The organism is Bacillus piscicola, from assembly GCF_022458745.1.
Classification (GTDB): Bacteria; Bacillota; Bacilli; order Bacillales; family Marinococcaceae; genus Alteribacillus_A; species Alteribacillus_A piscicola.
This window is the reverse complement of the sequence record NZ_JAJJJF010000015.1, coordinates 44,392-51,729: the sequence shown is the minus strand read 5'-3', so window position 1 is coordinate 51,729 and position 7,338 is coordinate 44,392. Positions and strand designations below refer to the sequence as shown.

General features: G+C 38.4%; 11 protein-coding genes. 9 read left to right on the top strand and 2 right to left on the bottom strand.

Going from position 1 to position 7,338, the window contains the following annotated elements; translation table 11 throughout:
• Positions 1–166 precede the first annotated feature (166 nt).
• Positions 167–949, bottom strand: coding sequence for a hypothetical protein (locus LOR49_RS16050; protein ID WP_240377962.1), 783 nt, complete (start codon positions 947–949; stop codon positions 167–169).
• A 348-nt stretch (positions 950–1,297) separates the two neighbouring features.
• Between LOR49_RS16050 and LOR49_RS16045 the strand changes: the two genes are divergently transcribed.
• The 8 genes from LOR49_RS16045 to LOR49_RS16010 all read left to right on the top strand — a co-directional run bounded on the left by LOR49_RS16045 (position 1,298) and on the right by LOR49_RS16010 (position 4,244).
• Entirely contained in the window at positions 1,298–1,639 is a 342-nt protein-coding gene (locus LOR49_RS16045) for a disulfide bond formation protein DsbD (protein WP_240377967.1), read from the top strand.
• 159 nt (positions 1,640–1,798) lie between these two features.
• Positions 1,799–2,206, top strand: coding sequence for a YrvL family regulatory protein (locus LOR49_RS16040; RefSeq protein WP_240377961.1), 408 nt, complete (start codon positions 1,799–1,801; stop codon positions 2,204–2,206).
• Between the two features lie 116 nt (positions 2,207–2,322).
• Entirely contained in the window at positions 2,323–2,595 is a 273-nt protein-coding gene (locus LOR49_RS16035) for a hypothetical protein (RefSeq protein WP_240377960.1), read from the top strand.
• Positions 2,596–2,659: 64 nt separating this feature from the next.
• Entirely contained in the window at positions 2,660–2,863 is a 204-nt protein-coding gene (locus tag LOR49_RS16030) for a hypothetical protein (protein WP_240377959.1), read from the top strand.
• Positions 2,864–2,979: 116 nt separating this feature from the next.
• Entirely contained in the window at positions 2,980–3,297 is a 318-nt protein-coding gene (locus LOR49_RS16025; protein WP_275899711.1) for a hypothetical protein, read from the top strand.
• Between the two features lie 50 nt (positions 3,298–3,347).
• Positions 3,348–3,512 carry a hypothetical protein gene (locus LOR49_RS16020; protein ID WP_240377958.1) on the top strand — a complete coding sequence of 55 codons (165 nt, stop codon included), beginning with the start codon at positions 3,348–3,350 and terminating at the stop codon, positions 3,510–3,512.
• A gap of 81 nt (positions 3,513–3,593) precedes the next feature.
• Positions 3,594–3,890: a hypothetical protein gene (locus tag LOR49_RS16015; RefSeq protein WP_240377957.1), complete on the top strand. Its 297-nt coding sequence runs from the start codon at positions 3,594–3,596 to the stop codon at positions 3,888–3,890.
• A 132-nt stretch (positions 3,891–4,022) separates the two neighbouring features.
• On the top strand, positions 4,023–4,244 hold the full coding sequence (locus tag LOR49_RS16010; protein ID WP_240377956.1) for a hypothetical protein: 222 nt from the start codon (positions 4,023–4,025) through the stop codon (positions 4,242–4,244).
• 72 nt (positions 4,245–4,316) lie between these two features.
• On the opposite strand, the gene LOR49_RS16005 is transcribed toward LOR49_RS16010, so the two are convergent.
• Positions 4,317–4,685, bottom strand: a complete 369-nt coding sequence (locus LOR49_RS16005; protein ID WP_240377955.1) for a tyrosine-type recombinase/integrase — start codon at positions 4,683–4,685, stop codon at positions 4,317–4,319.
• A gap of 370 nt (positions 4,686–5,055) precedes the next feature.
• Here LOR49_RS16005 and LOR49_RS16000 point away from each other — a divergent pair, with 370 nt between their 5' ends.
• Entirely contained in the window at positions 5,056–7,296 is a 2,241-nt protein-coding gene (locus LOR49_RS16000; RefSeq protein WP_240377954.1) for an S-layer homology domain-containing protein, read from the top strand.
• Positions 7,297–7,338: the final 42 nt, after the last annotated feature.

The following is a 7,338-nucleotide window of genomic DNA, read 5'->3' as shown; positions in this document are numbered from 1 at the left end:
TTAACTTGAATAAGGATTAGCGTCCGTTTACCTTTTGAGTTAAGGTTATATAGTATTAATGGAAAGTTCACAGGAAAAAAAGCAAAGACTGAGTGTTAGCTTTTAACAATTAAATGCCTCCGAAGAATCCATAGAAGGTTCTGCCAAACTTACTTAACCTAATTCTTTATTTTGATTTTTGTTTTATTCTAACTTTTGATATCTTTGGAGGCTTCATTTTACTTTTTCCATTTACATGTTCTATATATTTAACAATCTTATTAATTCCATCTTGTAATTCACTCATGTCATTGTCTATATCATCTTTTACTTCGAGTTCTAATAAACCACTCCGTTTAAGCGTTTCTCTAACCGAATTATATTGGTCATAAGACATTCCGTGTTTTTCCATCACATCTTTGAATGTTTCACGATTTTCCTCACTGTCAAATAAATACGAGCTTCTATAGTACAATCGCAGCACAGAGATATCGACCATTCGCAATTGTTTCAACAAATCATAATAGTGCATCACAAAATCAAATGTAATCTCGGTGTGGTCAGTCAAACAAATGTATCCATTTACCATATATTCAATTTTCTCTTCTTGGTGTTCCTCTGTCGCTATTTCTAAAACAAACAGAAGCAATTCATCTAGTTTTTCTCTATTTTCTTCTGTTTGTTTACTTAAATTTTCTATTAGTTTTTCATGATTATCATGAAGGTGATAAACGAGTGCTTTTAAATTTTTCTCTGCTCTTATCCTTTTATAAGAGGAGATAGTTCCTCCTACACCTGGAACAAGCGAACTGACGGTGTCTACCAGTAGTTCGCCCGCTGAATGAGTGATTGACTCTTTTGCCACCTCCGCTCCCATATCAGTACCTGCCGCTAAAAGAGAATCGGTAAGAAGACCAAACCCTGCTTTTGAAGCATCTGCAAAATTCCCTTTTTCTTTTTCTTTTTTCATTATCTCACCCTTTTAACATGGTTATGTTAGCATAAGATTACAACAAAGGTGAACGTTCGGTAAAGTGATTAACCAACTAATATGAATAAGGCTATGGCGAGATTACAAAGAAACTTAAAGTTAGCTAAAACTCGATACAGATTATAGACATAGACACAATGGGGTGAATTGGCTAAAGAAGAAGTGATAATATCCAAAAACATCAGAGACAATTATTCAATAAAGGGGCGCAATTCTGGAATTAGCCCTAATTTGGACAATATGAATTTAGCTTATATCGTTTTTAATGAGGGTGGTTAAATGAGTAAAAAAACTTTCAACATAATTGGATGTATTATACTTTTGGGAATGGGTATCTCGTGGATATGGATTGGTTATTCAAGTTGGTATTTATTATCACTCCCAATGGCATACATTTCTTTTTCCATTAACGATGGCAGCATTAAAAAGCTAGGAAAGATAAAACAGATATCCATATTACAAGCTATTCTAATCTTGTTTGCATTTGTCGTGTCGGTGGCTATTGTGTTTGGTCTTATTCAATTAGTTAATTACCTGATAAACGATGTATTTCATTTAACAGGGGGAATAAAGACACTCAGCGTGATTATTGCTATTATTCTTTCGCTATACCCTGTTAAGTTTATTTTTGGCAGTGTTGTTTATAAAGTAATGGACGCTACAAGATAAAAGGATTGCGAGTTTTGAAGGACGGGTGTAATTCCACAAAAGGGCGCAATTCGCTAACAAGAATTAGCGCCCAACATTAAAGAGACGGACCATTTAGTTTAATGACTAAGAGTATTAGAAAATTGGTGTTACTTGATGTGTAAGTAAAGAGGTGTTTTTTTGAAATTATGGGAGAAAGTCCTTGTTGTAGTGGCAATGACTTTACTAATCGTTGTAGCATTAGCTGTTGTTTTTGGCGGAATCTTTTTAGGACTTACAGGGTTTTTTTCACTTATTGGTGTTACATATGAATCAAATGGTTCTTTACTGCTATTTCTTTTTTATTGTTTTTTAGTAGGGATTTTCTTTGAAATAATAGAGCAGATTATCTTGTTATTTATCAAGAAGGCAAATTTACGTAGTAAAGAAAAATGGATTTGGATAGCCTTAATTAAGCTAGTTTTAACTTGGGTTGTTATACATACGGTTAATGAATTAATGACTACAGTAGTATTATCAAGTTTTGCAGAATTCCTGACAGCTCTACTTATAGTAAGTATAGATATAGTGTTTGACGATGATGAATAGTTAAAGAAAAATAGTTAAGGTTCAATTAACGGGCGCGATTGCTTAAAAAGAGATGTGCCAGAATCGAGCCAGATTCTATTAAATAACGAAAAGTGCTTTCTACTAAGGGGGAGGTGTTGAAAATAGGGGTGTTTTTTAAAAAGGAACAAGGGGAAGTTATAAAGCCGATGATAATAGTTAGAGTTATAATCGCAATATCGATGGCAATTATATTTGTTTTTGGCATTATCAATGATTTTGATTTCGCCTTGTTAAAATGGGTTTTTGTACTGGCAGGGATTGGTTCTGTATTCGATGGTATTGCAAAATACTTTCAAAATTACTCCAGCAGGGGATATGTTTTAGAATTTGTATTTGCTCTACTTTGGTTTGCGTTGGCATTTATTTAGTCTCTTTTGAATTGTGTTGTATCAGAATCGGGCGCAATTCTGTGATTGTACAAGGAGGGATAATATGAAAAATAGAAACAAATTAATTATACTAATCGGCACTTTGTCTTTTGTAATGGTCGCATTTTTAATTAGTACCCAATCTTATTTCAACAGTAAGGAAATACGTCTGGCGAGTGATAGATGTTATGAAATAGACGGTACGCCAAAAGTACAAGCGGACTCTTTGAATTTGAGTTATTCGTTTTCTTGTGAAAAAAACAACTGATTTTAAAAGTATGCTTTCTTCAATAAGCGGGCGTAGTTGTTGAATAACGGCTGTGCCTCAAATGAGCCTTATTGAGGAGAAATTTAGAAAGAAAAATGAAGGTGGTATGACATATAATGGGTGCTGGTTGGCTTAACCTCGGCAGTTTGATGCTTGGTTTAATAGCTTGGATAATTCCTTTTATTAATCTTGCGGTAGGTAAAAAACAGATGAATAAGAAATGGATTGCTCTTACCATTATCAGTTTCAGCGTTTGCGCTATCGCAATATGTTTTCAAATTTTTTATAACCTTTACTTGGTAAAAATTGAAGACTTTGCTGCTCTGGCAGATACAATGCGCGGTGTAGCTGTTGCTTCAACGGTGCTTGTCATTGTTACCATTTTGTTAAATGCACTTACGTTGCGTTTATATCGCAAAAGGAGCGCATTATAAAGCAATCGAGCGCAATTCTGGGGCGATATAAGCTACTTGGAGGTGAGTAAATGAATATAATTGCTAATCAAGATAAGGTCGGCACTTCCAAATTTGACCTTTACTTATTTAAATTTTTGTACTTGTTAAGTTTTAAAAAGTCAAAATGGCTAAAGAAACAAATCGTTCAAGTTACTAAAGAATTTGAAACAGTTAAAAATGGGAAAATATTCTAATTCAAAATTATTCACAATCGGGCGCTATCATCTAATATATTGCGCCTGAAATGGTCCATTTTTAAGGGAGGAGAAAAGAATTTGGTTACGTTCAAAAGATTAAGTTACATTACAATAATAATGACTGTGATTGCCTTAATTTCAGGGATTATATTTTTTTTTAGTTCGTGGTCCGGAAACTCAAGCATACCAGGATTTCCAATTTTTATTATAATGATTTTAACGTCAATTACAGGTATGGTTTTTGGAATAATTGATTTAGCAAAAAGTACCGGAAAACGGTCCAAAATTATTGGTACAATTAGTGTTGCTGTAGGAATAGGGCTTTTAATATTTTTGGCACTTATCATATGGATAGGTAGCAATTTCGCCCCTTAAAAAAGATTTTTGAGATAAACTTAATAACGAAAAGTGATAGAAAACAAAGACTATGCCAGAATCGGGCGCTTATCAGGAATAAGTGTGTCCTTCGAAATTGGGCTAGATTGTCGAATTAAAGGGGGAGATAAATTGAAAGAGTTTATTGGTACATTCGTTTTTTGCCTTATTATTAGTTGGATTCTCGCATTTTTTATTGTTTTTTTCTTGGAACATATTTACATATCAGCAACTGTATTCGCATTCATATTGGCACTTCTCATTACTATTTTTATAAAACAGGAATCCCGAATTGAAGAATTAGAAAAGAACGTGACAAAGCTCTTAAATAACCAACAAGACTCAGAAGAATAAACATGCTTCATCAATCGGGCGCGATTGTGGTATATCGATAAAACAACTTTTTTATCATAAATTGCGTACATCTCAAAGTTTGGAGTCTTCTAGACTTTCCGTGATCTTATCTTGGGTAATGTCGATATATCGCTTGGTGATGCTGGGGGTGGAATGATTCAAAATGTCGGTTAGCTTCATAATGTCTTTTGTATGCCGGTAATAATGGTACCCGAACGTTTTCCGCATCGTATGCGTGCCGATGTCGTGACGGCCGATCCAATCGCCGACGTCCCGTAACATCCGGTACACTTGGGTGGTGGTCATGGGCTTGTCGCCTTTTTGAGACCGAAACAAGTATTCCTCATTGGTTTTCCCCTCGACATACTGCGCAATTTCTTCTTGTAAGCCCGCCAGCAACACCTTCCGAGGTTTCGCGGCTTTTCCTTCCCGAAGCATCATCGCATCTTTTCCTTTGAAAAACACAAAGTTCGATTGATTTTCAATGCCTCCTGTTGTGTCACACAAAAGTAAAAGAAGAAGTGATAAAGGAGCTGCGGATCGTTACCTGGCATTTGAATCAGAATCGAAGTGATATCGTTCGACAAGCTATCAATCATTTTCGACAAACAGGATTCATAGGTGGTCAGAGTTATGTGAAGGTGTTGGCTGATGCGCAAGGTCAGATGGTTCAATCCACTTGGTAGCTCTGATAAGGTCTAATTTTAAAGGGACATGTTAGAATAAGACAATGATAGTTTTGCTTAGTACAGGTTGATTTCGACATTATCCCTATGAAAGAAGGGGATAGAAAGAGGGGGAGAGAATGAGAATGCGGGGAAAAAAGGTCATATCGGCAGGTTTACTCGCTGCCGGTATTTTTACAACGATACCAGCAGGTGCAGAGCCGGGATTTACGGACGTATCGAAAGGATTCTGGGCGGACGAAGCGATTTTCTATTTGAGCGAACAAGGAATCATTAGTGGATATCCGGATGGAGCTTTTCGGCCGAATCAATCGATTACTCGGCATCAAGTCGCAGGTATGATCGCGAAGGCTTTAGATTTAGATCTCGGAAACAGGCCAAACCCGGGATTTACTGATGTGAATACAAACAGTACCAATTATCGTTCGATTGCAGCTGTCGCAGATGAAGGGATTATTCGCGGGAGTAACGGGGCTTTCCGTCCTGGAGAAACCGTAACCAGGGGACAAATGGCGGCCATCTTGGCAAGAGCGTTTGACTTAGACAGAGTAAGAGGCCAGTATTTTACGGATATCGATCCAAGTCACTGGGCTTACTCTGATATCGGAACAGTAGCGGCGGCCGGCGTCGCAGGAGGATACGAAGAGGATGGCACTTTCCGGGCCTCGAATCCGACGACGAGAGCCCAGTTTTCGACTTTTCTAACGCGTGCTTTGGATGAAAGGAAACGAGTGGAAGAGCCCGCCACTGCTCCAACCGAGAAAGGAGCATTTGTAACAGAAGGAGACTGGCTTTACACTGTGGACGATGATGCACTTATTAGAAAACACCTCGACAGCGGGGAAATCGAGACTATTTTAACACGCCGGGACATTGCCGGTGATTATGAGGCAACCGATATTGATGGGAATAACGAATTTGCCGGTGACGGATTTAAACCGGGATCCGCCGTCCATGTAAAGGATGACTGGGTATACTACTACATTGAGGATTTGACTAATGGGATAACGAATTTTCCCAATTCGGTATGGTACCGGGTGAAAACGGATGGCACCCATAAAGAATATATTGGTGGAGGGCCGAATCCTAAAATTATCGGTAATCATCTATACTACGGGGAGCCTCAGGATTTTGAAGGTAACGTCCGTTCCGTAGCGCTGCAGCAGGCGAAACTGGACGGTAGTGGAGAAGAAAGCATTAAGACCTTTAAGACGGTGTTGGCACCGGCATACAGTCGTTACCGGGGAGAATGGTATCTGTTCGATTATTTAGGTCGGGCATTGATTAACTATAACGGAAATACTGTTACGGCATCAGATGTTCAGTCCGAGAAAACAGAGACGTTGTACAAGGGTGAAGTGAAGGATCTGTTTGTGCTGGGGGAGAATCTTTATCTGTATACCGGTGATAAGCTCATCCGTATGAAAGGGGATGGCAGTAATCAGGAAACGATTAGAAAAGCAGAACGATTGAAAAGAACTCCTGCGCAAGACGGGATGTATGTGGAAGTACAGAACAACGGCCAGGAAGAACTATTGCTGATTCATTCGAACAAACACATAGAATCTATTTTTACGGGTGACAAAGTAACAAACCTTTCCGTCCGTCATGACGGGATTACCGCAGTCTCCCAAAAGAATAACCGTACTGTGGTGCAGAAAACGGTTGATGGCAGCTATACAGAAATTGAAGTTGGTGGCCCGTTGCGTCGTGTTGCTCATATCTATGAGACGGAAACCGGAATCTATATTTTGGGTGAAGACGAGGATTTTAACGACCATCTGTATTACGTCGATCCATCCTTGAATGAAGCTGCTGAAGTGATGAGCCGTCCCCATATTTCTGTACGTGTGATCGATGAGAAATTGTATGGAACGACCACAGCCGCTAACGAAAAAGAAGGAAGCGTATTATTTGAGATAGACCAGAACAATGTGAAAGAATCCGAACGATATACAGGGGATGTATCTATCAAGGCCTATGAGCAGAACAACGTATATTTCGAGTCCGCGGATATGTTGAAGAAATGGGATACAACCACAGGCCGTGTCACCACGTTTGCATCGTACGACAAAGAAGAAACCGATTATCATAGACTGATAGCGGCTGCTGCTACGAATGATAAGGTGTATACCTTGCTCAGTTACGGTCTAGGGGGTGGCTATGAGAAAGTAGGTTACGAACTTTTTGTTTACGATCAGAATGGGGAAGAGTTGGACCGTGTTTATTTCACAACAGAGGCTCATTTGTATTATGAAGCGAAAGTAATGGATAATACTTTTTATTTCTTTATTAACAAAGAAGATTTCATAGGGGAAGAACCAGCAGTTACCATTGATTTAGAAACACTCGAAGTTTCCTTTTAAAAAACAGGTTGTATGAATAGGGTCATCTCCCCGCAGCTTTAA

What these genes read in the sequence shown, in the direction of transcription:
- LOR49_RS16050 (WP_240377962.1), bottom strand. Translation starts at nt 949, where the DNA reads ATGAAAAAAGAAAAAGAAAAAGGGAATTTTGCAGATGCTTCAAAAGCA.
- LOR49_RS16045 (WP_240377967.1), top strand. Translation starts at nt 1,298, where the DNA reads ATGGGTATCTCGTGGATATGGATTGGTTATTCAAGTTGGTATTTATTA.
- LOR49_RS16030 (WP_240377959.1), top strand. Translation starts at nt 2,660, where the DNA reads ATGAAAAATAGAAACAAATTAATTATACTAATCGGCACTTTGTCTTTT.
- LOR49_RS16025 (WP_275899711.1), top strand. Translation starts at nt 2,980, where the DNA reads ATGGGTGCTGGTTGGCTTAACCTCGGCAGTTTGATGCTTGGTTTAATA.
- LOR49_RS16020 (WP_240377958.1), top strand. Translation starts at nt 3,348, where the DNA reads ATGAATATAATTGCTAATCAAGATAAGGTCGGCACTTCCAAATTTGAC.
- LOR49_RS16005 (WP_240377955.1), bottom strand. Translation starts at nt 4,685, where the DNA reads ATGATGCTTCGGGAAGGAAAAGCCGCGAAACCTCGGAAGGTGTTGCTG.
- LOR49_RS16000 (WP_240377954.1), top strand. Translation starts at nt 5,056, where the DNA reads ATGCGGGGAAAAAAGGTCATATCGGCAGGTTTACTCGCTGCCGGTATT.